Origin of the sequence: Stenotrophomonas oahuensis, from assembly GCF_031834595.1 — a bacterium.
Lineage (GTDB): Bacteria > Pseudomonadota > Gammaproteobacteria > Xanthomonadales > Xanthomonadaceae > Stenotrophomonas > Stenotrophomonas oahuensis.
Window position 1 is genome coordinate 1,936,146 of record NZ_CP115541.1, and the last position, 22,323, is coordinate 1,958,468.

The 22,323-nt window shown below is 65.3% G+C and carries 23 protein-coding genes; 12 read left to right on the forward strand and 11 right to left on the reverse strand.

From position 1 onward, the window contains the following. Positions 1–76 precede the first annotated feature (76 nt). On the forward strand, positions 77–1,024 hold the full coding sequence (locus tag PDM29_RS08370; protein WP_311193387.1) for an AEC family transporter: 948 nt from the start codon (positions 77–79) through the stop codon (positions 1,022–1,024). Positions 1,025–1,030: 6 nt separating this feature from the next. On the opposite strand, the gene PDM29_RS08375 is transcribed toward PDM29_RS08370, so the two are convergent. Further along, on the reverse strand, positions 1,031–1,384 hold the full coding sequence (locus PDM29_RS08375; protein ID WP_125360860.1) for a YkgJ family cysteine cluster protein: 354 nt from the start codon (positions 1,382–1,384) through the stop codon (positions 1,031–1,033). A gap of 103 nt (positions 1,385–1,487) precedes the next feature. Between PDM29_RS08375 and oleC the strand changes: the two genes are divergently transcribed. The 6 genes from oleC to PDM29_RS08405 all read left to right on the forward strand — a co-directional run bounded on the left by oleC (position 1,488) and on the right by PDM29_RS08405 (position 7,554). Further along, complete coding sequence (gene oleC / locus PDM29_RS08380; RefSeq protein WP_311193388.1) at positions 1,488–3,143, forward strand: olefin beta-lactone synthetase; 1,656 nt, start codon at positions 1,488–1,490, stop codon at positions 3,141–3,143. After that, positions 3,140–4,150 (forward strand): 2-alkyl-3-oxoalkanoate reductase, encoded by a 1,011-nt coding sequence (gene oleD / locus PDM29_RS08385; RefSeq protein WP_311193389.1) that lies wholly within the window; start codon positions 3,140–3,142, stop codon positions 4,148–4,150. The genes oleC and oleD overlap by 4 nt, the downstream gene beginning before the upstream one ends. Before the next feature lie 61 nt (positions 4,151–4,211). Continuing rightward, positions 4,212–4,367, forward strand: a complete 156-nt coding sequence (locus PDM29_RS08390) for a DUF1328 domain-containing protein (protein WP_311193390.1) — start codon at positions 4,212–4,214, stop codon at positions 4,365–4,367. A 156-nt stretch (positions 4,368–4,523) separates the two neighbouring features. Continuing rightward, positions 4,524–5,165 carry a ubiquinone biosynthesis accessory factor UbiJ gene (locus PDM29_RS08395; RefSeq protein WP_311193391.1) on the forward strand — a complete coding sequence of 214 codons (642 nt, stop codon included), beginning with the start codon at positions 4,524–4,526 and terminating at the stop codon, positions 5,163–5,165. Next, positions 5,162–6,820, forward strand: coding sequence for a ubiquinone biosynthesis regulatory protein kinase UbiB (gene ubiB / locus PDM29_RS08400; RefSeq protein WP_311193392.1), 1,659 nt, complete (start codon positions 5,162–5,164; stop codon positions 6,818–6,820). The genes PDM29_RS08395 and ubiB overlap by 4 nt, the downstream gene beginning before the upstream one ends. Before the next feature lie 5 nt (positions 6,821–6,825). Next, positions 6,826–7,554: a pseudouridine synthase gene (locus PDM29_RS08405; RefSeq protein ID WP_425508730.1), complete on the forward strand. Its 729-nt coding sequence runs from the start codon at positions 6,826–6,828 to the stop codon at positions 7,552–7,554. A gap of 138 nt (positions 7,555–7,692) precedes the next feature. On the opposite strand, the gene PDM29_RS08410 is transcribed toward PDM29_RS08405, so the two are convergent. Then, on the reverse strand, positions 7,693–8,244 hold the full coding sequence (locus tag PDM29_RS08410; protein ID WP_311193393.1) for a DUF2059 domain-containing protein: 552 nt from the start codon (positions 8,242–8,244) through the stop codon (positions 7,693–7,695). Positions 8,245–8,426: 182 nt separating this feature from the next. Here PDM29_RS08410 and arfB point away from each other — a divergent pair, with 182 nt between their 5' ends. The 3 genes from arfB to dcp all read left to right on the forward strand — a co-directional run bounded on the left by arfB (position 8,427) and on the right by dcp (position 11,751). Next, positions 8,427–8,858 carry an alternative ribosome rescue aminoacyl-tRNA hydrolase ArfB gene (arfB, locus tag PDM29_RS08415; RefSeq protein WP_311193394.1) on the forward strand — a complete coding sequence of 144 codons (432 nt, stop codon included), beginning with the start codon at positions 8,427–8,429 and terminating at the stop codon, positions 8,856–8,858. 4 nt (positions 8,859–8,862) lie between these two features. Then, positions 8,863–9,465 carry a lysophospholipid acyltransferase family protein gene (locus PDM29_RS08420; RefSeq protein ID WP_425508731.1) on the forward strand — a complete coding sequence of 201 codons (603 nt, stop codon included), beginning with the start codon at positions 8,863–8,865 and terminating at the stop codon, positions 9,463–9,465. A gap of 129 nt (positions 9,466–9,594) precedes the next feature. After that, positions 9,595–11,751 (forward strand): peptidyl-dipeptidase Dcp, encoded by a 2,157-nt coding sequence (gene dcp / locus PDM29_RS08425; RefSeq protein WP_311193395.1) that lies wholly within the window; start codon positions 9,595–9,597, stop codon positions 11,749–11,751. Positions 11,752–12,070: 319 nt separating this feature from the next. Here the strand turns inward: dcp and PDM29_RS08430 are convergent, their stop codons facing one another. The 7 genes from PDM29_RS08430 to PDM29_RS08460 all read right to left on the reverse strand — a co-directional run bounded on the left by PDM29_RS08430 (position 12,071) and on the right by PDM29_RS08460 (position 18,053). Continuing rightward, positions 12,071–12,805: an XVIPCD domain-containing protein gene (locus tag PDM29_RS08430; RefSeq protein ID WP_311193396.1), complete on the reverse strand. Its 735-nt coding sequence runs from the start codon at positions 12,803–12,805 to the stop codon at positions 12,071–12,073. Further along, complete coding sequence (locus PDM29_RS08435; protein WP_311193397.1) at positions 12,766–14,976, reverse strand: phospholipase effector Tle1 domain-containing protein; 2,211 nt, start codon at positions 14,974–14,976, stop codon at positions 12,766–12,768. The genes PDM29_RS08430 and PDM29_RS08435 overlap by 40 nt, the downstream gene beginning before the upstream one ends. Before the next feature lie 148 nt (positions 14,977–15,124). Continuing rightward, entirely contained in the window at positions 15,125–15,652 is a 528-nt protein-coding gene (locus PDM29_RS08440; RefSeq protein ID WP_311193398.1) for a hypothetical protein, read from the reverse strand. Positions 15,653–15,824: 172 nt separating this feature from the next. Beyond that, complete coding sequence (locus PDM29_RS08445; protein ID WP_311193399.1) at positions 15,825–16,133, reverse strand: hypothetical protein; 309 nt, start codon at positions 16,131–16,133, stop codon at positions 15,825–15,827. Further along, a complete protein-coding gene (locus PDM29_RS08450) occupies positions 16,133–16,474 on the reverse strand; it encodes a hypothetical protein (protein ID WP_311193400.1) in 342 nt (113 codons plus the stop codon). The genes PDM29_RS08445 and PDM29_RS08450 overlap by 1 nt, the downstream gene beginning before the upstream one ends. 721 nt (positions 16,475–17,195) lie before the next feature. Beyond that, complete coding sequence (locus PDM29_RS08455; RefSeq protein ID WP_311193401.1) at positions 17,196–17,639, reverse strand: 3-dehydroquinate dehydratase; 444 nt, start codon at positions 17,637–17,639, stop codon at positions 17,196–17,198. Positions 17,640–17,642: 3 nt separating this feature from the next. Next, positions 17,643–18,053 (reverse strand): hypothetical protein, encoded by a 411-nt coding sequence (locus PDM29_RS08460; RefSeq protein WP_311193402.1) that lies wholly within the window; start codon positions 18,051–18,053, stop codon positions 17,643–17,645. A gap of 202 nt (positions 18,054–18,255) precedes the next feature. On the opposite strand from PDM29_RS08460, the gene lepB reads away from it, so the two are divergent. Then, positions 18,256–18,882: a signal peptidase I gene (gene lepB, locus PDM29_RS08465; RefSeq protein WP_311193403.1), complete on the forward strand. Its 627-nt coding sequence runs from the start codon at positions 18,256–18,258 to the stop codon at positions 18,880–18,882. Between the two features lie 213 nt (positions 18,883–19,095). After that, a complete protein-coding gene (locus tag PDM29_RS08470) occupies positions 19,096–20,364 on the forward strand; it encodes an MFS transporter (RefSeq protein ID WP_311193404.1) in 1,269 nt (422 codons plus the stop codon). On the opposite strand, the gene PDM29_RS08475 is transcribed toward PDM29_RS08470, so the two are convergent. Next, complete coding sequence (locus PDM29_RS08475; protein ID WP_311193405.1) at positions 20,354–21,259, reverse strand: LysR substrate-binding domain-containing protein; 906 nt, start codon at positions 21,257–21,259, stop codon at positions 20,354–20,356. The genes PDM29_RS08470 and PDM29_RS08475 overlap by 11 nt on opposite strands. An 8-nt stretch (positions 21,260–21,267) precedes the next feature. Continuing rightward, positions 21,268–22,236: a LysR family transcriptional regulator gene (locus tag PDM29_RS08480; protein ID WP_311193406.1), complete on the reverse strand. Its 969-nt coding sequence runs from the start codon at positions 22,234–22,236 to the stop codon at positions 21,268–21,270. Between the last annotated feature and the right edge of the window lie 87 nt (positions 22,237–22,323).

Below are 22,323 nucleotides of genomic sequence, written 5' to 3' on the forward strand. Positions count from 1 at the left end.
CTGAAGTCCGCCAAAAGCATTGGAAGGTATTGATGCCGGCGCGTAGCCTGCACCGCACGCTTTCAGGGAATCCCCCATGTTGTCTGTGCTGGCCATTGTGCTGCCCATCTTTGGCCTGATCTTTGCCGGCTGGCTGGCCCGCCGCAGTGGCGCGCTGGGCCCGCATTCCACGTCCGAGCTGAACCGCTTCGTGGTCTACCTGGCGCTGCCCGCGCTGTTGTTCGACGTTGTCGCCAACGCGCATTGGCAGGCGTTGTGGAATCCCGGTTTCCTGCTCAGCTTCGGCGGCGGCACCGCGCTGGTGTTCGCCGGCACCGTGCTCCTGCAGCGCCGACGCGGCCAGCCGCTGGCCGACGCCAGCATCGACGGCCTCAACGCCGCCTATGCCAACACCGGCTTCATCGGCTTTCCGCTCGCAGTGGCGGTGCTGGGTACGGCGGCGCTCACCCCTACCCTGGTCGCGACCCTGCTGACCGTGTGCGTGCTGTTCGCGCTGGCCATCGTGCTCGTTGAAACCGGCCTGCAGCGCGAAATGCGCCTGCACCACCTGCTGTGGAAGGTCACCCGCGTCCTGCTGCGCAATCCGCTGGTACTGGCTCCGCTGCTGGCGCTGCCGCTGATGGCCACCGGCACGCACCCGCCGGCTCCCGTGCAGACGTTCCTGAAACTGCTGGGGGGCGCGGCATCCCCGTGTGCGTTGATCGCACTGGGGCTGTTCCTGGGCGAACGCCGCAACGTGCCCGCAGGCACCGGACGCACCGCGCTGGGGTTGGGGACGGCCAAGCTGCTGCTGCAGCCGCTGCTGGTCTGGCTGCTGGCCGCCCAGGTGTTCCGCCTGGACCCGGTGCTGACCCATGCGGCCGTGCTGCTGGCCGCGCTGCCCACCGGCACCGGGCCGTTCATGCTGGCCGAGTTCCATGGCCGCGAGGCCGGCACTACCGCGGCCACGGTGCTGGGCACCACCCTGGTGTCCGTACTGACCCTGACCCTGTATCTGACCTGGGTCGGACCGCAGGCCGGATAGGGCGGTTCAGTCCTTGAGCGGCCAGTCGGCCGGGGTCAGCGCCGGCATGCCGAAGGCAATGCGCGCCTTGTCGCACTGCGGGCTGGCCTTGCCGTACTCCCACGAGGCATCGACCTCACGGCACACACTGGGCCGGTTGGGGTGAATGCTGCAGCGCGAATAGACCCCGATCTCGGCATCCAGCGCGACGCAACGTACCGGCTTGGAGTGGGTGCCGCGCATGCACAACCGGTGCGGGTCCAGCACTTCGGTCAGTTCGTGCGGCACACCGCCGGGGGTGACCTCGTCAGACTCCATCCAGTGGAAGGCCACGCGGTACTGGGTACAACACGCGCCGCAGGTCATGCAGGGATGGGCCATGGATGCCGGCCTTCGGGCGGCAGAGAGTGCAGGGGGAAGGGCGCGAATTTTCCACGCTGACGGCCGCCGCGCAAGATTTTTCTGCAGCGGCGACAATGAACGGATGAACAGCCCCACCAACATCGCCGCGCGCCTGCCCGAACTGGCCCGCGAACGCCCCGACCAGATTGCCATCCGCTGCCCCGGAAAGCCCGGCCCCACCGGCATGGCGCGCTATGACGTGACCCTGGACTACCGCACCCTCAACGCCCGCAGCGACGCCATGGCGGCCGGGCTGGCCGCCTACGGCATCGGCCGTGGCGTGCGCGCGGTGGTGATGGTGCGGCCCTCGCCGGAGTTCTTCCTGCTGATGTTCGCGCTGTTCAAGAACGGCGCGGTGCCGGTGCTGGTCGACCCCGGCATCGACAAGCGCGCGCTCAAGCAGTGCCTGGACGAAGCCCAGCCGCAGGCCTTCATCGGCATCGGCCTGGCCCATGTGGCGCGGCTGGTGCTGCGCTGGTGCCCGGGCGCGAAGTCCCTGGTGACCGTGGGCCGGCGCTGGGGCTGGGGCGGCACCACCCTGGCCCAGCTGGAGGCGCAGGGAGCCAGCGCGCCGCAGCCGATCGCCGCGACCGACGGCGACGACGTGGCCGCGATCCTGTTCACCAGCGGCTCCACCGGCGTACCCAAGGGCGTGGTCTACCGCCACCGTCACTTCGTGGGGCAGGTGGACCTGCTGCGCTCGGCGTTCGGCATGGAAGCGGGGGGCGTGGACCTGCCCACCTTCCCGCCGTTCGCCCTGTTCGACCCGGCGCTGGGCCTGACCTCGGTGATTCCGGACATGGACCCCACGCGCCCGGCCAAGGCCGATCCGCGCAAGCTGCACGACGCCATCGCCCGCTTCGGGGTGACCCAGCTGTTCGGTTCGCCGGCGCTGATCCGGGTGCTGGCCGACCACGGCCAGCCGCTGCCCGGCGTGCGCCGGGTGACCTCGGCCGGCGCGCCGGTGCCGCCGGACGTGGTGGCGCGGTTCCGCCGCCTGCTGCCTGACGACGCGCAGTTCTGGACCCCATACGGCGCCACCGAATGCCTGCCCGTCGCCGTGGTCGAAGGCCGTGAGCTGGAAAGCACCCGCGAGGCTACCGAGCACGGGGCTGGCACCTGCGTCGGCCGCGTGGTCGCGCCCAACCAGGTCCGTATCATCGCCATCGATGACGCACCCCTGCCGCAGTGGACGCAGGTGCGCGAAGTGGCCACCGGCGTGGTCGGCGAGATCACCGTCGCCGGCCCGACTGCCACCGACAGCTATTTCAACCGTCCGCAGGCCACCGCCGCTGCCAAGATCAGCGAAACCCTGGCCGATGGCAGCACCCGCGTGGTCCACCGCATGGGCGACGTCGGTTACTTCGACGACCAGGGCCGGCTGTGGTTCTGCGGCCGCAAGACCCAACGCCTGGAAACCGCGCAGGGCCCGCTGTACACCGAGCAGGTCGAGCCCGTGTTCAACACCCTGGAGGGCATTGCCCGCACCGCGCTGGTCGGCGTGGGTGCGCCCGGGCAACAGGTGCCGGTGCTGTGCTATGAACTCAAGCCGGGCACCAGCGATTCACCGGCGCTGCAGCAGCGCCTGCGTGATCACGCGCTGGCGCATCCCGGCACTGCGCGCATCGAGCGCTTCCTGGTGCACCCGGGCTTCCCCGTCGACATCCGTCACAACGCCAAGATCGGCCGCGAAAAGCTGACGGTCTGGGCCGCAACCCGCATGGAACAACACGCATGAAGATTCTGGTCACCGGTGGTGGTGGTTTCCTTGGTCAGGCGCTGTGCCGTGGCCTGGTCGAGCGCGGGCACGAAGTGCTCAGCTTCAATCGCAGCCATTACCCGGCATTGGCCGCGCTGGGCGTGGGCCAGATCCGCGGCGACCTCGCCGATGCCGAGGCGGTGCGCCATGCGGTGGCCGGCGTCGACGCGGTGTTCCACAACGCCGCCAAGGCCGGTGCCTGGGGCAGCTATGACAGCTACCACAAGGCCAACGTGGTGGGCACTGACAACGTGCTTGCCGCCTGCCTTGCCAACGGCGTGGGTCGGCTGGTGTACACGTCCACGCCCAGCGTGACCCACCGCGCCACCCATCCGGTGGAAGGCCTGGGCGCGGACGAGGTGCCGTACGGCGAGGACTTCCAGGCCCCGTACGCGGCGACCAAGGCCATTGCCGAACAGCGCGTGCTCGCCGCCAATGACGCGCAACTGGTCACCGTGGCACTGCGCCCGCGACTGATCTGGGGTCCGGGCGACCAGCAGCTGGTGCCGCGCCTGGCCGAGCGTGCACGCGCCGGTCGTCTCCGTTTTGTCGGCGACGGTACCAATCTGGTCGACACCACCTACATCGACAACGCCGCGCTGGCCCACTTCCAGGCGTTTGAACATCTGGCTCCGGGTGCCGCCTGCGCCGGCAAGGCGTACTTCATTTCCAACGGCGAGCCGCTGCCGATGCGCGAGCTGCTCAACAAGCTGCTGGCCGCGTCGGGCGCACCGCCGGTGGAGAAGTCGATCAGCTTCAAGACGGCCTACCGCATCGGCGCGGTCGCCGAGCGGTTGTGGCCGCTGCTGCGGTTGAAAGGCGAACCGCCGATGACCCGCTTCCTCGCCGAGCAGCTGTGCACGCCGCACTGGTACAGCATGGAGCCGGCGCGTCGCGACTTTGGCTATGTGCCGCAGGTCAGCATTGACGAAGGCCTCACGAGGCTGAAGGCTTCATTGCGCGATGAGGTTGCCGTCACTCGCTGAACACCGGCAAATCGAGACTATGGCAGCACGCCAATCCGGCACGCACCACGCGAGGATCGACATGCTGCACTACGCCGTAGTTTTCTTTGTAATCGCCATCATTGCGGCGGTGCTCGGTTTCTCCGGCATCGCCGGTGCCGCCAGCAACATCGCCTGGATCCTGTTTGTCGTGTTCCTGATCCTGGCTGTGATCTCGATGTTCCGTAAGCGTACGTAGTACTCGCAGTACCTGCCTTGACGGCAGTGCGGCGGGCACCTCTCTCCTGCCCGCCGCACTGCCGCGGCAAGCAACGACGGCCTGGCGTCCCCACGACGACCAGGCCGTTGTGCTGTATGGCACCCGCCATTCAAGGGGCACAGGTAGAATGGCCACATGCCCCGCTCCCTGCTTTCCTCCCTCAAGCCCCTGGCCGGCAATGCCCTGCAACTGGCATTGAACCGCACCCTGGCGCTGGACCCGGACACCCGCCATGCGCTTTCCGCGCTGGACGGCCGCCATATCGCCCTGACCCTGGAATCGCCGTCGCTGGCAATGCGCATCGGGGTTGACGGTGATCGCCTCACCGTCGGACCGGTCGACCAGGGACAGGAACCCGATCTGGCCGTGCGCAGCACCTTGGGTGGGGTGCTGGCGCAGCTGCCGCTGATCGCCAATGCCCGCCGTGGCGGCGACGCCCCGGCCGGGCGGGTCAAGGTGTCAGGCGATGCCGAACTGGCGCGCCGCCTGCAGCAGCTGGCCAGCCGCTTCGACCCCGACTGGCAGCTGCCGTTCGTGCGCGTGTTCGGCGAGATTCTGGGCGTGCAGGTGGCCAACACCCTGCGCTCGGCCCTGCAGCATGCGCGCCGTGGCGCGTCCGATCTGGCACATACCGCCGCTGAATTTGTCACCGAGGAGTCGCGCGACGTGGTACCCCGAGCAGAACTGGATGCCTTCCACGACGATGTGGACGTGATGCGTGACGACGTCGAACGCCTGGCCGCGCGCGTGCAGCGCCTGCAGCAGGTGCGCGCATGAAGGCGATGTTCCGCGCCACCCGCATCGGCCGCGTGATCCTGCGTTATCGCCTGGATGATCTGTTACAGGGCACACCCGTGGAGCGTTGGCTGCGTCTGGCCAAGCCCTTCGTGCCGCGCGCCTCGGCCGATATCGCCGCACAGTCGCGCGGTGCCCGTCTGCGCCTGGCGCTGCAGGACCTGGGTCCGATCTTCGTCAAGTTCGGGCAGATACTGTCCACCCGCCGCGACCTTATTCCGGCCGACGTGGCCAACGAACTCACTCTGCTGCAGGATCGCGTGAAGCCGTTCGACGGCGACACCGCCCAGCGCATCGTCGAAGCCGCGCTCGGTCGCCCGGTCAGCGAGGCCTTTGCCAGCTTCGACCTGCAGCCGCTGGCCTCGGCCTCGATCGCCCAGGTCCACGCCGCCACGCTGGCCGATGGCCGGCAGGTGGTGGTCAAGGTGCTGCGCCCGGACATCGAAAAGCAGATCGACGCCGATATCGCCCTGCTCAAGTCCGCCGCTGCCCTGGTCGAACGCACTCATCCGCGCGCTGACAAGATCCGCCCGCGCGAAGTGGTGGCCGAGGTGGAGAACACCCTCGCCGCCGAGCTGGACCTGCAGCGCGAAGGGGCCAACGCCAGCGTGCTGCGCCGGTTCTGGATGGACTCGGACGACCTGTACGTGCCCGAAGTGATCTGGAGCCACACCGCCGAGCGCGCGCTCACCCTGGAACGCGTGTGGGGCATTCCGTCGGACGACATCGCTGCACTCGACAAGGCCGGCATCGACCGCAAGGCACTCGCCGCCAAGGGCGTGCGCGTGTTCTACACGCAGGTGTTCCGCGACAACTTCTTCCACGCCGACGCGCACGCCGGCAACATCTGGGTCGACACCGATCCGGCCCGCCGCGACAACCCGCGCTTCATCGCGCTGGACTTCGGCATCATGGGCCAGCTGTCCGAGGAAGATCAGTACTACCTGGCCGAGAACTTCATGGCCATCTTCAACAAGGACTACCGGCGCATGGCCGAGTTGCACGTTGAGGCCGGCTGGATGCCCAACAACGTGCGCATCGACGAACTGGAAGCAGCGGCGCGTTCGGTGTGCGAACCGTACTTCACCCGCCCGCTGTCGCAGATTTCGCTGGCCGAAGTATTGATGAAGCTGTTCCGCGTGGCCCAGCGCTACCAGCTGACCCTGCAGCCGCAGCTGATCCTGTTGCAGAAGACCCTGCTTAACATCGAAGGCGTGGGCCGCCAGCTTGACCCGCAGCTGGACATCTGGGCGGTGGCGCGGCCGGTGCTGGAACGCATCCTGCGCGAGCGTTACAGCCCGCGCCGGGTGCTGAAGGAACTGCGCAAGCGGCTGCCGGAAATCATGACCCACACCCCGGACATGCCGCGCCTGGTGCACGCCTGGCTGAAGCAGCAGGTCGAGGGCGACCATGAACTGTCGATGCGTTCGGTCGATCTGGTCGCATTGAACAACAATCTGCAGAAGCTGCAGAAGCGCGCGGTGGCCGCGATTGCCGGCGTCGGCCTGCTGATCGTTGCCGCGGTGCTGTACGGCATGCAGCCGGGCGGCTGGTACTTCGGTGATGCGCCCCTGCTGAGCATTGCCAGCGGCGCGGCAGGGTTGTTCTCACTCGGTGCGGCGTGGTGGCGGCGGTGATCGCAGTGGAAGACGCATCACCCGCCATTGAAGTGTCCGCGGCGCTCCCGCCCCTGCAACTGCTGCATCTGGACGAGCGTCTGGCCGTGGTCAACAAGCCCGCCGGGCTGATGGTCCATGACAGCAAGCTGGCCCGTGGCGAAGACGATTTCCTTGCCGACCGCCTGCGCGAGCAGCTGGGCAAGCCGATCTTCCTGGTCCACCGGCTTGACCGCGCCACCAGCGGCTGCCTGCTGCTGGCGTTCGACCGCGAGAGCGCTGGCATTCTCGGCAAGGCGTTGATGGGCGGCGATGTCACCAAGGATTACCTGGCGATCTGCCGCGGCTGGCCGGCCGAGGAGGCATTCACGGTCGACCACGACCTGGACGGTGGCCCCGGTAAGCCGGTGAAGAAGCAGGCCATCACCCATTTCCAGCGGGTGGCGGTGGGTGAGATCGCGGTGCCGGTCGGCGAGTTCCCGACCTCACGCTATGCGCTGCTGCGCTGCCAGCCGCAGACCGGGCGCTTCCGTCAGATCCGCCGGCACCTGAAGCATCTGTCGCATCACCTGATTGGCGATACCAGCCACGGCGATGGCCGGCACAACCGCAGCTTCCGCATGCAGGGCATCCACCGCATGCTGCTGCACGCCGAGCGCCTGCGTTTCCCGCATCCAGACGGCGGCCTGATGGATGTCAGCGCGCCGGTGGATGGGGAGTTTGGCAAGGCGATGGATCTGTTCGGCTGGCGTTAGATCCGCGCGTGGACACGCATTGCGGCGTACGTGCGCAGGATCATGGCTTTGACACCCATGGGGTGTCACTACGACCCTTGGTCGGGCGACCTGTAGGGACACGCCATGCGTGTCCACGCGGTGCCGTCGCGGCCGATATCATTTCTTGGCTGGTGCCGCCGCCGGTGCCGGCTGTTCATTCACGATCGCCTCCAGATCCTTCTGCAGGTCCACGAACAGCGGCTGCATCCGCTCCTGGATCGCCACCATCACGTTCTGCATCAGCGCCGGAGTCTTGTCGAGCAGGCTCTGGCCCGCCGAGCTCTCATAGAACTCGGCCATCGCCAGCACGTCTTCCTTGCTGAAGGTCTTCTTGTACAGGTCCACGTACATCGGCCGCAGCTGCTGCCACGACAGCGCCTGCCGGATGGTCTGGTTGGTGCGCTGCTCGATGCGCTGCAATTGCGCGCGCTGGGTCTCATCAAGCTGACGCTGCTGCGCCACCTGCTCGAACTGCTGGCGCTGCATCGCCTCGATCTGCGGCAGCATGGTGTCGAGCATGCTCTGCGCGCGCGAGGCGGCCAGCAGGCGGTTGATGTCGGCGTCGGTCGGCGGTGCGGCCAGGGCCGGCGCGATGGCGGCCAGGCCCAGGGCCAGGCCAAGCACGAGGCGGGTCAGGCCACGACGGGCCGGTCGGCGGATCAGGGTCATCTCGATGCATCCTGCAGTATGGAAAGCCCGAGCATACCCGGGTGGGGTGGACGGCGCGGTGGTGACCACGTCGAAGATCGTGACGATAGTCACCCCGTTATGACCCGTTACCCGCCCAATCGATACCAATGGCGTACGTTCCAGTCACCAAAGGCGGCGATCCAGCCTTTACAATGCCGCCCATGGGAAATGGGCCTGTCACCATCAACGCGCACCTGACGATTCCGGACTCGGAACTCGTCGAACGCTTCGTGCGCGCCAGTGGGGCCGGCGGCCAGAACGTGAACAAGGTCTCCACCGCGGTGGAACTGCGTTTTGACGTGGCCGGCTCGCCGTCGCTGCCCGAAGCGCTGCGCACGCGCCTCCTGGCGCGGCGCGACCGGCGCATGACCGGCGAGGGCGTGCTGGTGATCGACGCCCAGCGTTTCCGCACCCAGGACCGCAACCGCGAAGACGCCCGCGAACGCCTGGCTGCCTTCATCCAGGCCAGCCTCAGCGTGCCCAAGGCACGGGTGGCGACCAAGCCCTCGTTCGGAGCCAAGATGCGCCGCCTGGACGCCAAGAAAGAGCGCTCGCAGATCAAACGCGCGCGCACCACACGCAATTGGGAGTGATTGCTTGAACAACCCACATCCGCTGGTTCCGGCCATTCCGCCGAACATGCCGCAGGTCAAACCCAGCCGCTTCTGGCGCTGGGCCGCGCGTTGCGCGCTGCGCCTGGGCGGCTGGAAGATCCAGGGCACCCTGCCGAACGTGCCCAAGCTGGTGATGATCGTCGCCCCGCACTCGTCCAACTGGGACGGCTACTGGGGCATGGCGGCCAAGATCGCCATGGGCCTGCAGGTGCGGGTGCTCGGCAAGGCTTCGCTGTTCTGGTGGCCGCTGGGGCCGCTGCTGCGCAAGCTCGGCGTGATTCCGCTCGACCGCAGCTCGCCGCAGGGCACTGTGGAGCAGGCCGTGCGCCTGATCCGTGAGTCCGACAAGATGTGGTACGTGATCACCCCGGAAGGCACCCGCAAGAAGGTCGAGCACTGGAAGGCCGGCTTCCTGAAGATCGCGCGCATGGCCGACGTGCCGGTGCTGGCCGCGTACTTCCATTACCCGGAGAAGATCATCGGCCTTGGCCCGGTGTTCCATTCCACCGGTGACGACGTGGCCGACATGGCCACCATCCGCGAGTGGTACCGCCCCTGGCAGGGCAAGAACCGCGGCACCGTCTGAGTCTTCACGCCGGCTCCCGGGGCCGGCACAGCCAGATGCCACGTCCGGCACATGCCGGCAACGGCCAATGGGAGTAGGGTGATCGGCTGCAACTTTCTGCAGCCGCACCTCTTCCCAGGAGCCCGTTTCATGTCGCGTACCGTCATTCTGGCCGCCGCCATCAGCCTGGCGCTGGCCGCTTGTTCCGGCAAGGAGTCCACCCCCGTGACCGATGCCCAGACCCCCGCTGCGCAGCAGCCGGCCGATGCCTCCACCAACCCCCTGTTGAGCGCCAGCACGCTGCCGTTCCAGGCCCCGCCGTTCGACCGCATCAAGGACAGTGATTACCTGCCGGCCTTCAATGAAGGCATGAAGCAGCACCTGGCCGAAGTGCGCAAGATCGCCGACAACGCCGAGCCGGCCACTTTCGACAACACCATCGAAGCACTGGAGCGCAGCGGCGAAACCCTGACCCGCGTCTCGCGCGTGTTCTTCGGCATCGTCCAGGCCGACACCAACGACGCCCGCCAGAAGATCCAGGAAGAAGTGGCCCCGAAGCTGGCCGAGCACCAGGACGAGATCAACCTCGACCCGAAGCTGTTCGCGCGCATCAAGAGCATCTACGACCAGCGCGAATCGCTGGGCCTGGACCCGGTGCAGAAGCGCCTGGTCGAGCGTGACTACCAGGAGTTCGTGCGCGCCGGTGCGCAGCTGAACGACGCCGACAAGGCGACCCTGCGCAAGCTCAACGTGGAAGAAACCACGCTGGCCACCAAGTTCCACACCCGCCTCGTCGCCGCGACCGCCGCGGCTGCCGTGGTGGTGGACGACAAGGCCAAGCTGGCCGGCCTGAGCGAAGAAGAGATCAACACCGCCGCCGCCGACGCCAAGGCCCGCAACCTGGAAGGCAAGTTCCTGCTGCCGCTGCAGAACACCACCCAGCAGCCGGTGCTCGCCTCGCTGAGCGACCGCGACCAGCGCGCCGCCGTGCTGAAGGCTTCGGAAACGCGCGCCGAACGCGGCGATGCCAACGACACCCGCGAAACTGTGCAGCGCCTTGCCCAGCTGCGTGCGCAGAAGGCCAAGTTGCTTGGCTTTGAAAACTACGCTGCGTACGGCCTGGCCGACCAGATGGCCAAGACCCCGGCCGCCGCCACCAAGCTGCTGACCGACACCGTGCCGGCCGCCACCGCCAAGGCACGCGGCGAGATTGCCGAGATGCAGAAGGTGATCGACGCCCAGAACGGTGGCTTCAAGCTGGCCGCCTCCGACTGGGACTTCTACGCCGAACAGGTGCGCAAGGCCCAGTACGACCTCGACGAGTCGCAGATCAAGCCGTACTTCGAGCTCGACAACGTGCTGCAGAACGGCGTCTTCTTTGCTGCCACCCAGCTGTACGGCATCACCTTCAAGCCGCGCACCGACATTCCGACCTATCACCCGGACATGAAGGTGTATGAAGTGTTCGACAAGGACGGCACCTCGCTGGCGCTGTTCTACACCGACTACTTCAAGCGCGACAGCAAGTCCGGTGGCGCGTGGATGGACGTGTTCGTCGAGCAGAACGGCCTCACCGGCGACAAGCCGGTGGTGTACAACGTGTGCAACTTCACCAAGCCCGCCGCCGGCCAGCCCGCGCTGCTCAGCTTCGATGACGTGACCACCATGTTCCATGAGTTCGGCCACGCACTGCACGGCATGTTCTCGAACGTGAAGTACCCGTCCATCGCCGGCACCAGCACCTCGCGCGACTTCGTCGAGTTCCCGTCGCAGTTCAACGAGCACTGGGCGCTGGACCCGAAGGTGTTTGCCAACTACGCCAAGAACTACAAGACCGGCGAGCCGATGCCGCAGGCGCTGGTGGACAAGATCATGAAGGCCCGCACCTTCAACCAGGGCTACGCCACCACCGAATACCTGTCGGCCGCGCTGCTCGACCTCGCCTGGCACACCCAGCCGGCGGATGCGAAGCTGCAGGACGTGGGTCCGTTTGAAGCGGCCGCACTGAAGAAGTTCAAGGTCGACCTGCCGCAGGTACCGCCGCGCTACCGCACCACCTACTTCGACCACATCTGGGGCGGCGGCTATTCGGCCGGTTACTACGCCTACTTCTGGGCTGAAGTGCTGGACCACGATTCGTTCGAGTGGTTCAAGGAACACGGTGGCCTGACTGCCGAGAACGGCCAGATCTTCCGCGACAAGATCCTCTCGCGCGGCAACAGCGTGGAACTGGCGGATCTGTACCGCGAATTCCGCGGCAAGGATCCGTCGGTGGAACCGCTACTCGTGAATCGCGGTTTGAAATAACCGTGTGATGGTTTGACACACGAACGGCGGGGGAAACCCCGCCGTTCGTGTATGTAGTGCTCTGGCCCTGGCTCTCGCTATTGCAATTGCGATACATCTGTTGCCATGGCTATGGCCACAACTATGCTGTGGCTGTGGCCATTGTTCCGGCTCTGGCTGTGGCTGTGGCCTTTGCTTTGGCTTTGGCTTTGGCTTTGGCCTTGGCTCTTGCTCTTGCTTTGGTGGGATCGGTCGACAGACGATCGCCGTGAAACTCGCAACAACCGGTAACGCATGATCTGAATCGAAATGATTCAACCCTGCCGCCCCACGAACATCCTCATCCCATCCGCGGACCACGCTCTTGCTGCTGTTGCTGCTCCAGGGCAACCTGCTGCTCACGCTGCTGGTTGCCCTCCTGCACCCGCGCCACCGTTTCCTGCAATGGTGGCGCTTCCTGCGCCACATCGGTCACCGAACGGAACCCCGGCACCGTGCCGGCAATGAAGATACGGTCGCCGGACATCATTACCTTATCGACCTTGTCGGTATCGGTGATCCGCGCCTGCTTTGCATCCAAGAGCGCCCGCATCACTTGATCGTCGCCGATATGCCCCGGCACATCCTGGCGGATACGCGCGAACATTCCCTGGTCAGCGACTGACAACGCGCTGATTCCGGGTTGCTGTTCCGCCGTGCGCTCCGCAACCGGACTCGATTGCGCCAGATGTGACGACCGGGCGTCCGTCCATTCCCTGGAATGGGCTTCCAGCGTCATCTTCAGCGCTGCAGTGGAATCCACCCGCACAGCAGCGGCCTCTGAATACGGATTGGACGCCGCCATCCCCTCAATCTGCCCCCGATCCCCAATCCGCACACGAGTGATCTCCACGCCGTGGCGCTCGCCTTCGGCGAGCAGCGCCGCTGCAATCTTCTCGCTATGCGGACCGGGCTTGATCCCTTGACCCGCTTCAGCGTGATGGACCTGCTGCAGCACCCCCTGGAACTCGACGTTACCGGGATGCCGGGTGTCGCTCAGGCGTTCTGGGGATGGCGCTTCCCTTTGCTCAACCACCGGACTATCCGCCTTGACTGTGGCCGCCCGCTCCGCCAGTTGCTCCGGCGAAGGCACCACCCGCACCGTCTCCAGCGTGGTTGGCTCGCGCAGCGGATTCCATTGCTCGTCCAGCACCTTTTGTACATAGTCGCGCTGCGCATCAAAGGCAAGGTCGAGCTCGGCGCGCAGATCGCCCTTGGCATCCTTGTTCCTGAACCAGCTCTCGGATATCCACTCACCGCTGTCCTGCCGAGCGTATCTGCGGCCATCCGAGCCCACCACGCGTTCCGGGTGCCTGAGAGCATCGGCGACAGCTTCAGGCAGTTTGCCCTTGCTGTGCCGCTGCCAGTCGTTCTGCTCGTACAGCACTTTGAAGTTGGCTGCCAATACAGCAGGGCTACGGGCGGCGTTGTCGGCGGTGATCGCGCGCGACTGGGCGTCCAGCTCGGCGGCACGTTCCGGTGAAGCGTGCTGCGTACGACCAAGGCCGGGCTTGTCAGTGTTGACCTCGCGCTGCCACCCCGTGCCGGCGGCATTGCGCACCCAGTCACCCCCATAGGAACTGTGGGGTCGTCCTGTCGCGCTGCCAACTTCAGGGGGTTACGCGCGGTTACAGCGCCCATGCCCAGTTCGGTAGCCTTGGTGACCGCCTTGTAGTTCAGCTCGTCGGCGAGCGCAGGATCGGCAGTGAACTTCTGGCCTTCCGGATTCCCCGGCAAAGGCGGCAGGCTGCGGGTCCAGCCCTTCTCCGGCTGCTTCGGGTCGGCCGTCCACACATTTCCGTCGCTGCCCTTATGAGTGTAAATGCGTCGGCGTTCGTATTCATCGGCAATCTTGTCGCCGGCCACGCCGCCGATTGCCGCCCCCAACGTGCCCCCGCCCAATGCGCCCCACGGACCGAGGGTGCCGCCAATGCGCGCACCCACCTGGAAGCCCATCCAAGCCATACCAGCGGTGGTGGTGGTGCGGGTAATAGACGCCTGGGCAGCGGCCAGATTGCTTTCATTGCGCAGCTGAGTGTAATCGCGGGCGGCGTCCGCCACTTCCAGGGTGGTGGCCACGGCGGCAGTGGTGTTGCCCAACACGCGGACACGGCTGGTCTGCTCGATGGTGGCGGCGCGGGCTTTCTCGGCCTCCTCGATGAACTGCAGCCTTGCAGCGGTCTGCTCAACGTCGAGGTTCGGAGGCGCAATCACCACGTCGCTGGTCTTCAGGCCCGCCACGGCTGACCCCAGCGGTTTGACCGTATGAGGAAACCCGTCGGCCTGGACGATGTGATCGGGTGCCAGCCGGGTGTTCACCCCGCCCGGCGTAGAGCGATCCACCTTGCGATCCATCTGATAGATCAGCATGTGCTCTTCGGAGCGGTGGATGGGGTTCAATCGTGGATCAGTAGGCTCGTGAGACTTCTGCATTTCCAGCACGCCAGGTGCCAGCGCATTGCAGTAATCCACCATCAGGTTGCAACTGCGCCGAGCCAGTCCATCGCGGATGTAACCCCCGCCGATGTCGGCATGTGCGCCGGCCACTTGAACGTTGAGGAAGCGACCGTCGTCGGACAAGCCAGGGGCAATGATCTGATCATTGCGAAACTTGGCGCGTACTTCGTCCAGCGCGGTGATCTGGAAGCCGGAGACGACCGAGGGTGCCAAACGGCGGTCGAACTTTTCAGGAAATCCAGTAGCAACAGGATCGAACAGCGCAACCGCCTGTGGGGTGACGCCCGGTGGTGCGAGGTGCCGGGTGTAGCTCAACTTGCCGTCCAACTCCAGTACCTGACTACTGGGATCCACGATTCCACGCTCGTGAAGCAGGTTGGTGAACCCGGCGGCTTGGCTAGCGCCTCGACTGAAACCGATGCCCATGACGCGGATGTTCGCATCCGGATTCTCTTGCTTCCACTGGTCAGCTTTGCTTACCAAGTCGGAGTACATTTGCTCCAGTCGCTCTTGGTAGGTGTACCCAAGCGCACCGTCCGCTATTCGGGTTATCGGATTCTCTTGTGTTCCAGGGCCGGCGAGGTAGCTTGCATGAAAAGCTGAAGATCCTGCGACGCGAAGCGACTCAAGCTGATTGAACATCCGTGCAACATTCGTTGCATGATCGGGGTCGGCTCTAAAGTCGTTTCCTGTTCCGTCGAACATGGCGATGAACAGTCGCTCGTTCGGATTCCCTTTTTCCAACAGCATGGGAACGCCAAAGCGCGACAAGGACTCCTGAGCCACCTTTTAACTATGCAGCTGGGCCGCGTCCGCCGCGTGCATCAAGACATCGTCATCCAGCGGCTTTACGCCAGCTATGTACTTATCATCCATATCCGCACTCCTTGCGTCATTCTCAGTACGAACGTGTCCAAGCAAGGATCAGGTCTCTTCGGCCCGTGCTGTGTGGATTATCTGGATTCGCTGGCAACTTGGTGAATACGACTGCCTTCATGAAGACATTGATCGTACGATCGTTAATCTCCACCAGGATGTGAGCGGTAACCGGATCCAGTGCCTTTGCGGATAGCCAGCTATCAGAGACGTCCTGTCTGGAAACATGATGCCGAACGAGGCGGTCCTCGAATATGTCGGAGATGTCCACCAACGCATGGTGATCACTTCCGTCCAAGGACGTCCAATCCACTTTGACTGGTCCTGCAAAGCTGTCGCCTACGATGTAGCCAGCGTCCCATGCATCCCTCCAGTCTGGCGTGACTGGATCGCCGGATGGCGCTGACAAAAGATTCTCAGGCACGAACTGAAATCGGTCATAGATCACGCTGCAGCGCAGCGTTCGGTAGCAGCGTGCTCCAAAGTTGTGTCGCTTGAATCGCAGCGGCCATGGGTCAGACGGGAGCGCAGGAGATTTCAGGCCGAACATGGTCGATGGTCCTCGTTCCTTGATGCAAGCACCCTTCATGCTACTGCCAGAGGGGTACGCCCGCTATCAGATTTCTCCTAACGGAGGATGGATAGGTAGAATCACCGCCGTCGGATTGAGACGGGCATGGCCCGTCTCTACGCAGTTTGGCAGACTCAACAAGGGCCTGGCTCTAGCGGCGGCCAAACTTCGGGCTGGCCCAGCCCTCGCGTCGCGCTCGATCCACTTCATCTTCCTCGCCATAGGCAGGTGGATCGGTCGAAGGCTTGGTTGCTTTGTTGGTCGCAATGGCTGCCTTGTTGACCGTATTGCTCCACACAGTCAGATCCACCACATGCGGATCGCGCTCGTAGGCGATCAGCCGATCCACCAGCAGCCGAACCAGATCCGGCGCATGACACTTCCGCCGCTTGGCGATGCTTTTCAACCGGCACCGCATCTCGTCTTCCATCTTGAACTTGAACCACTTTGGATGCTTCATCAGCGCCTCCGCATGCGTGGCGGGATGTGGCTGTACGGCAGCACTTCTGTGTAGCGCACGGTGCGGTCCAGCACCTTGGGAACGTGCAGGGCCACCGGGCCATGCGGGCCGATCACGCGGTAAAGCAGAAAGCCCTCGCCGTACTCAGTGCGGATGCGGGTCCCGGAGCCCATGCCGACTTCGTGCAGCCAGTGGCCGCGGGACATCAGGAAAGGCGTGGTGGGATCGTCGTAGATGTCCCACGGGATGCCGTGGCCGGCAGCGGGTGCGACGTTGTCGTTCTGGTCTTCGGGCTGTACGGATGAATCAACTGCCGGGGTGATAACCCTTCGCTTATGCATCGGATGCCCTCAACTAGGTGTGTCCCTCGCCGGGGTGGCGAGGGAGAGGTCGGGAGGTCAAAAGCCGCACACAGAGAGGCGGAGGGCGTATTCCCCAAAAGGAGGGTGTTGTATTAGCCACCCTCCCGACCATGGGCAAACGAACTGTATCTCTGTGTAGGAGCTTTTGTTCTCCGTCCGCGCACCATGCCGATCTGGAAATCGCAATGAAACAGGCAAAAACGACGTCTTTCGACAAATCTCGAAGTCAATACAACGCGATGACGTATGCGCCCTGATTTGGTGAGAACTGCGTTCCAGAATAGACGGAATCAATCGGCATCAGGCACGGATTGGTGCGCGCATCGTCATGGCATGCATCGTTGTTCGTGATGGCGAAGGTGTCGTGTGCGTCAATCTGCGCGAAACGCAGCCCGCGACCACGCATCCGAGGCCCCGCCGGGCGTGAGCCCGGCGAACAGCGCAATTGTCCTGTGCACGTAGCAATTCGTAGTGACACGCCATGCGTGTCAACCGCGCAGCGCGCGGCACAAGCATCCGAAGTCAAGATCAACGGCGTCGCGATCCACCGACCAACGTTTAGAGGCGGCCGAAGACGCGCATCAGGCGCTCATGACCACCGACGAAGAGCGGACGGGCATGGCCCGTCCCCACATGGGCGCGTCGAATGGCCCGTCCCCACACGGGCCGGTCGAATGGCCGTCCCCACACCGTGCCCCCATCACGTCCCCACTCGACACCCCACCTCACTACATCCCAGGTGATCCAGCGCGATCTCCAGCGCATGCATGTAACTCTGCGCGCAATACCCATGCGCCACCCCGATCCGCGACCCCACCCCCTCCGGCAGACACGCTTCAGGCGTACGACAATCATCGTCATGCACCTCCACATACGCGTTATGCAGATGCGGCAACAACCGCTGCAATCGCACGCTACCCACACACGCACCCGGATCCAGCAGCGTCACCTCACCCCGACTGTGATCGGCCACGCGCAACGCATCCAGCAACTCCTGCTCCGACCCACAAGCACGAATCGCCACGGTCGTACCGGCGTCAATCGCCCGATGCACCAGCGCCTTCAACACCGGCCCCGGCAGCGGCTGCGCCGTACGGATCAACTGCCCAGCCGCTTCCGGCCCACGAATGATGAAAATCGACATGACTCAAACCCCCACGGCAGCGGAAAGCAGACGACGTTCGGCAATGGCCAGTGACAAACGGCAGGCGTCATCGCGCCCGCTGCTGCAGACCACCCGCGCCACCGGCGCATGCTGGGGATGCAGGTGTGCATCCAGACCGTCGTCGTCATTGGCGGCCATTTCGATGTAGGGCACCGGTAGCGCATCCAGCGCGGCGCACAGCGCCGGGCCATGCACCGCCCATTGCGAGGGTTCAACGTGAACCGCCTCGATCAACAAGCAGTCCGGTCGGCTGTCCCGCGCCTGGTCCAGGCACGCCAGCAGCGCCGGCAGCGTGGAACAGTCCTGGCAGAACACCGCATGCCCGGCCAACTGGGCGGGTACCAGGTTCGGCGCGCCCTGCGGCGAAGCCTGCCGGATCAACAGGATGGTCATGGAACACCTCGACAATGCGCCGGTTGGCGCGGTGTCGCCACGATGCGCGCGGCCCCCATAAAGCTGCCATGCCCCGGTGGCGGGCAGGGCGTAAACAACGCGTAGATTCGGCCCGCCGGTGATCTCCGCTTCAGCTGTGGTTGAATGGAACTTGTGCTGCCCTGACCGGGTCACAGCCCTACCTACCTGCAAGGAGTGCTCCATGACTGCCGCAACCGCCGAAACCGAACCCAAGGGCCTGGTCCACTGGCTGAAGAAGGAAGCCATGCCCATGGCGGTGATGCTCGGCCTGTTGCTGGCCGCGCGCGACACCCTGGCCAACCATTACCAGGTGCCCAGTGGCTCGATGGAACCGACCCTGATGCCGGGTGACCGGGTGGTGGTGGACATGCGCGCTTACGGCGTGCGCTTGCCGTTCACCAACAAGGAACTTCTGCACACCGGTGAGCCGCAGCGTGGCGATGTGGTGGTGTTCAACTCGCCGCAGGATGGCACGCGCCTGATCAAGCGCGTGGCCGCCGTCGGTGGGGATCGGGTTCGCCTGCATGACGGGCAGCTGAGCATCAATGGGCAGCCGCTGCGGGGCGATGGCAAGGCTGAGGTGGAGGACTTCGGCAGCCGTACTGTTTCGCTGAACCTGGATCAGGGCGGCGGTCCGGATATTGATGGCATCACCATTCCCGCCGGGAAGCTGCTGATGCTGGGGGATCACCGGGGCAACAGTGCCGATGGGCGGTACTTCGGGCTGGTGAATGCCAGTGAGGTGTATGGGAAGGGGACGTGGGTGTATTACCGGCGCGGTGATGGGTTTACGTGGAAGTCGTTGTAAGGCGAACGGCAGCCGGGCAAGCCCGGCTCTACGGGATCCCGCGCGTTCCCGGTAGCGCCGGCCGTTGGCCGGCCCGCGCACGACCCGCATCAATCCATATCCATACACGAAACGTCTCAATCAAGACCAATGAGGTTATGGATCGACCCATAACCCGCGCCTATCCTGAGCGCTGACCCCACCTAACGGCCCACCCCCACGGGCCCCGACGCCATGAACGGTGATACCGCCGCGCTGCCGGCCGACCGCAGCGCTCCTGCTGCTTCCCCCGCCGCGGACCACATCCAGCAGGGCACGCCCGCCTTCCGCCGTACCGCCGTTGCCCTGTTCCTGGCGGGCTTCTCGACGTTCGGCCTGCTTTACACCGTGCAGCCGCTGCTGCCCGAGTTCACCCGCCACTTCGGGGTCTCCGCTGCCAACAGCGCACTGGCACTGTCGCTGAGCACCGGGTTGCTGGCGGTGTCGATGCTGATCGCCGGGCTGATCTCCGACCGGGTCGGCCGCCGCAACGTGATGATCACCGCATTGCTCGCCTCCACCGTGCTCTCGGCCGCGAGCGCGCTGGTCAACGACTGGACCACGCTGTTGATCCTGCGCGCCCTGCTCGGCATCGCCCTCAGTGGCGTTCCTGCCGTGGCGATGACCTATCTGGTCGAAGAAATGGACAGCCGCGCGCTCGGCCTGGCGATGGGCCTGTACATCGGCGGCAACGCAGTGGGCGGCATGAGCGGTCGCCTGATCGCCGGTGTGGTTGCCGACCACTGGGGCTGGCGCTGGGGCATCGGCGGGGTCTCGATCATCGCCGTCTTCAGCACCGCGCTGCTGTGGATGCAGCTGCCGCCGTCCCGCCATTTCCAGAGCCGCCGCAGCGGCCTGCGCGAACTGCCGGCGCGCTGGCGCACGCTGTTCGCCGACCCGGGCCTGCCGTGGCTGTTCGCCACCGCGTTCCTGCTGATGGGTGTGTTCGTCACCCTGTACAACTATCTCGGCTACCACCTGCTGGCTCCGCCGTACCAATTGAGCCAGACCGTGGTCGGGCTGATCTTCAGCGTGTACCTGGTCGGTACCTTCAGCTCGGCCTGGATGGGCCAGCAGGCCACCCGGCATGGTCGCGGCAAGGTGCTGGCGATCTGCTACGCGTTGATCGCCACCGGCATTGTGCTGCTGGCGCTGCCGTGGCTGGGTTGCATGGCCGCCGGCATCGCACTGGTCACCTTCGGCTTCTTCGGCGGCCATTCGGTGGCCAGCAGCTGGGTCGGCAGCCGCGCCGGCATCCTGCGCGCGGAAGCCTCGGCGTTGTATCTGTTCGCCTACTACCTCGGTTCCAGCGTGGCCGGCGCACTCGGCGGCGTGTTCTACACCCACTGGGACTGGTGGGGCGTGTGTGCGTTCACCGCCGTCATGACCCTGGGCGGGGCCAGCATCGCCTGGCAGCTGCGCCGTCGCACCCGCCCGCAGCCGGAGCTTGCCCTCAGCCGTTGATGCCCACCTGCAGCAGGCGGGTGAAGTGGGTGATCAGCGGGGAAGGGCTGCCACGCCGGCAGGCCACGTGCACTTCCGAACTGGCCGCGCGATCACTCAGCGGCACAAAGCGTGCGCCCTCCACATGGATATGGCTGCACGACGCCGGCAACACGGTCACGCCCAGCCCCGAAGCCGCCAGACTGATCAGCGTGGACGCCTCACCCGCTTCCTGGATGATGCGCGGAGTAAAGCCCGCACTACGGCACAGCGCGATGAAGTGATCGTGGATGCCGGCACCCACTTCGCGCAGAAAGCCCACGAACGGTTCATGCGCGAACTGGCGCAATGCAATCGGCGTTCCTTCCGGAACACCGCGCAGCAGCGGGTGCTGGTCATTCACCACCAGTGCCAGCGGATCGCTGAACAACTTGCGTGACATCAGTGTGGTTGGCAGCGCCCGCTTACGGATCAGCCCTACGTCCAGCTCATTAGCGACCAGCGCATCAATCTGCTGCAGGGTGTTCATCTCGCGCAGCTTCAACAGCACCTGCGGAAACTGCTGGCGATACGCAAAGATCGCGCGCGGAATCTGCGTGGACAGTGGCGTCGCACGGGTGAGCCCGATCCGCAATTCACCAGTCTCGCCTCGCTGCGCGCGCTGGGTGAGTTCAATCGCCTGGTCCACCCGCGCCAACGCCTCGGTGGCCTGTGCCTGCAGCACGCGTCCAGCCTCGGTGAGTTCCACCCGCCGGTTGCTGCGCACGAACAGGCGCGCGCCGAGCAGTGTTTCCAGCTGCCGGATCTGCTGGCTCAGCGGTGGCTGGGACATGCCCAGCCGTTCGGCGGCGCGGCCGAAGTGCAGGGTATCGGCCACGGCCAGAAAGTAGCGCAGGTGGCGCAGTTCAATCGACATGAGCGCCTTCAGCGTTCCGAGTGTCCGCTTTCATCATAGCTGCGCGGACTGAACAGGTCCGGCTGGATCAGCTCGATGAAGGCGCGTGCCTGCGGTGACAGGAAGCGGCCGCGGCGCACGATCACCCCGTAGCTGCGCTCGGGGAACCAGGTGCTCATCGAGCGCGTCACCAGCCGGTCGCGGTCGGCCTCGTTCAAACACAGCGCCGGCACGATCGAAATGCCCATGCCCATCGCCACGTACTGTTTGATCACTTCCCAGCCGCCCACCTCCAGCGCCACCGTGTACGGCATGCGCTGGCGCTGGAACACCTGGTCGACCAGCCGGTAGGTGATCTGGCGCTTGGGCGGCAGCACCAGCGGGTAGGCCGAGATCGCCTCCAGAGTCAGCTCGGGCAGTTTGGCCAGGGGGTGATCGGGCGGGGCAATCAGCACCTGCTCGAAGCGGTAAGCCGGGGCGTAGGTCAGGTCGGCCGGCACTTCGGTCATCGAGCCCACCGCCAGGTCGGCCGCATCACTGCGCAGCAGGTCGGTGCCGTCGGCGCTGATCGCGTTGTGCAGGGTCAGGCGCACGTCCGGATGGCGCTGGCGGAAGCGCTCCACGATGCGCGGCAGCAGGTACAGGATGGTCGAGCTGTTGGCGGCGATGTTGAGTTCGCCGGCATCGAGCCCCTTCACCTTGTCGCGGAAGCTGGCCTCCAGCCCGTCCAGGCTCTCGACCAGCGGCTGGGCCATCTCGAACAGCAACTGGCCCTCGCGGCTGGGCACCAGGCGGCGGCCACTGCGCTCGAACAACACCACCCCCAGCTCCCGTTCCAGCGCCTGCAACTGCTGGCTCACCGCCGGCTGGCTGACGAACAGCGCCTCAGCCGCCCGTGAGACTGAGCCCAGCCGCACCACCTGGCAGAACGCCCGCAGCGGTTTCAGTCGATCGGATTTGTAGGAAAAACGGGGACTTGCAGACCGCGATGTAGGCATGGCGTCACGACTATAAGTTGAACTTATCAAACGCATTGCAATAACTGTTTTGTCAAATACCACACTCCGGCGCACGGTGGAGTCCAC

Coding starts and splice junctions, on each gene's coding strand:
- PDM29_RS08470 (WP_311193404.1), top strand. CDS start 19,096: ATGAACGGTGATACCGCCGCGCTGCCGGCCGACCGCAGCGCTCCTGCT.
- arfB (WP_311193394.1), top strand. CDS start 8,427: ATGGGAAATGGGCCTGTCACCATCAACGCGCACCTGACGATTCCGGAC.
- PDM29_RS08460 (WP_311193402.1), bottom strand. CDS start 18,053: ATGACCATCCTGTTGATCCGGCAGGCTTCGCCGCAGGGCGCGCCGAAC.
- PDM29_RS08375 (WP_125360860.1), bottom strand. CDS start 1,384: ATGGCCCATCCCTGCATGACCTGCGGCGCGTGTTGTACCCAGTACCGC.
- PDM29_RS08370 (WP_311193387.1), top strand. CDS start 77: ATGTTGTCTGTGCTGGCCATTGTGCTGCCCATCTTTGGCCTGATCTTT.
- PDM29_RS08395 (WP_311193391.1), top strand. CDS start 4,524: ATGCCCCGCTCCCTGCTTTCCTCCCTCAAGCCCCTGGCCGGCAATGCC.
- PDM29_RS08455 (WP_311193401.1), bottom strand. CDS start 17,639: ATGTCGATTTTCATCATTCGTGGGCCGGAAGCGGCTGGGCAGTTGATC.
- PDM29_RS08475 (WP_311193405.1), bottom strand. CDS start 21,259: ATGTCGATTGAACTGCGCCACCTGCGCTACTTTCTGGCCGTGGCCGAT.
- PDM29_RS08410 (WP_311193393.1), bottom strand. CDS start 8,244: ATGACCCTGATCCGCCGACCGGCCCGTCGTGGCCTGACCCGCCTCGTG.
- ubiB (WP_311193392.1), top strand. CDS start 5,162: ATGAAGGCGATGTTCCGCGCCACCCGCATCGGCCGCGTGATCCTGCGT.
- PDM29_RS08450 (WP_311193400.1), bottom strand. CDS start 16,474: ATGCATAAGCGAAGGGTTATCACCCCGGCAGTTGATTCATCCGTACAG.
- PDM29_RS08390 (WP_311193390.1), top strand. CDS start 4,212: ATGCTGCACTACGCCGTAGTTTTCTTTGTAATCGCCATCATTGCGGCG.
- lepB (WP_311193403.1), top strand. CDS start 18,256: ATGACTGCCGCAACCGCCGAAACCGAACCCAAGGGCCTGGTCCACTGG.
- PDM29_RS08440 (WP_311193398.1), bottom strand. CDS start 15,652: ATGTTCGGCCTGAAATCTCCTGCGCTCCCGTCTGACCCATGGCCGCTG.
- oleC (WP_311193388.1), top strand. CDS start 1,488: ATGAACAGCCCCACCAACATCGCCGCGCGCCTGCCCGAACTGGCCCGC.
- dcp (WP_311193395.1), top strand. CDS start 9,595: ATGTCGCGTACCGTCATTCTGGCCGCCGCCATCAGCCTGGCGCTGGCC.
- oleD (WP_311193389.1), top strand. CDS start 3,140: ATGAAGATTCTGGTCACCGGTGGTGGTGGTTTCCTTGGTCAGGCGCTG.
- PDM29_RS08445 (WP_311193399.1), bottom strand. CDS start 16,133: ATGAAGCATCCAAAGTGGTTCAAGTTCAAGATGGAAGACGAGATGCGG.
- PDM29_RS08435 (WP_311193397.1), bottom strand. CDS start 14,976: ATGCTGTTGGAAAAAGGGAATCCGAACGAGCGACTGTTCATCGCCATG.
- PDM29_RS08480 (WP_311193406.1), bottom strand. CDS start 22,236: ATGCCTACATCGCGGTCTGCAAGTCCCCGTTTTTCCTACAAATCCGAT.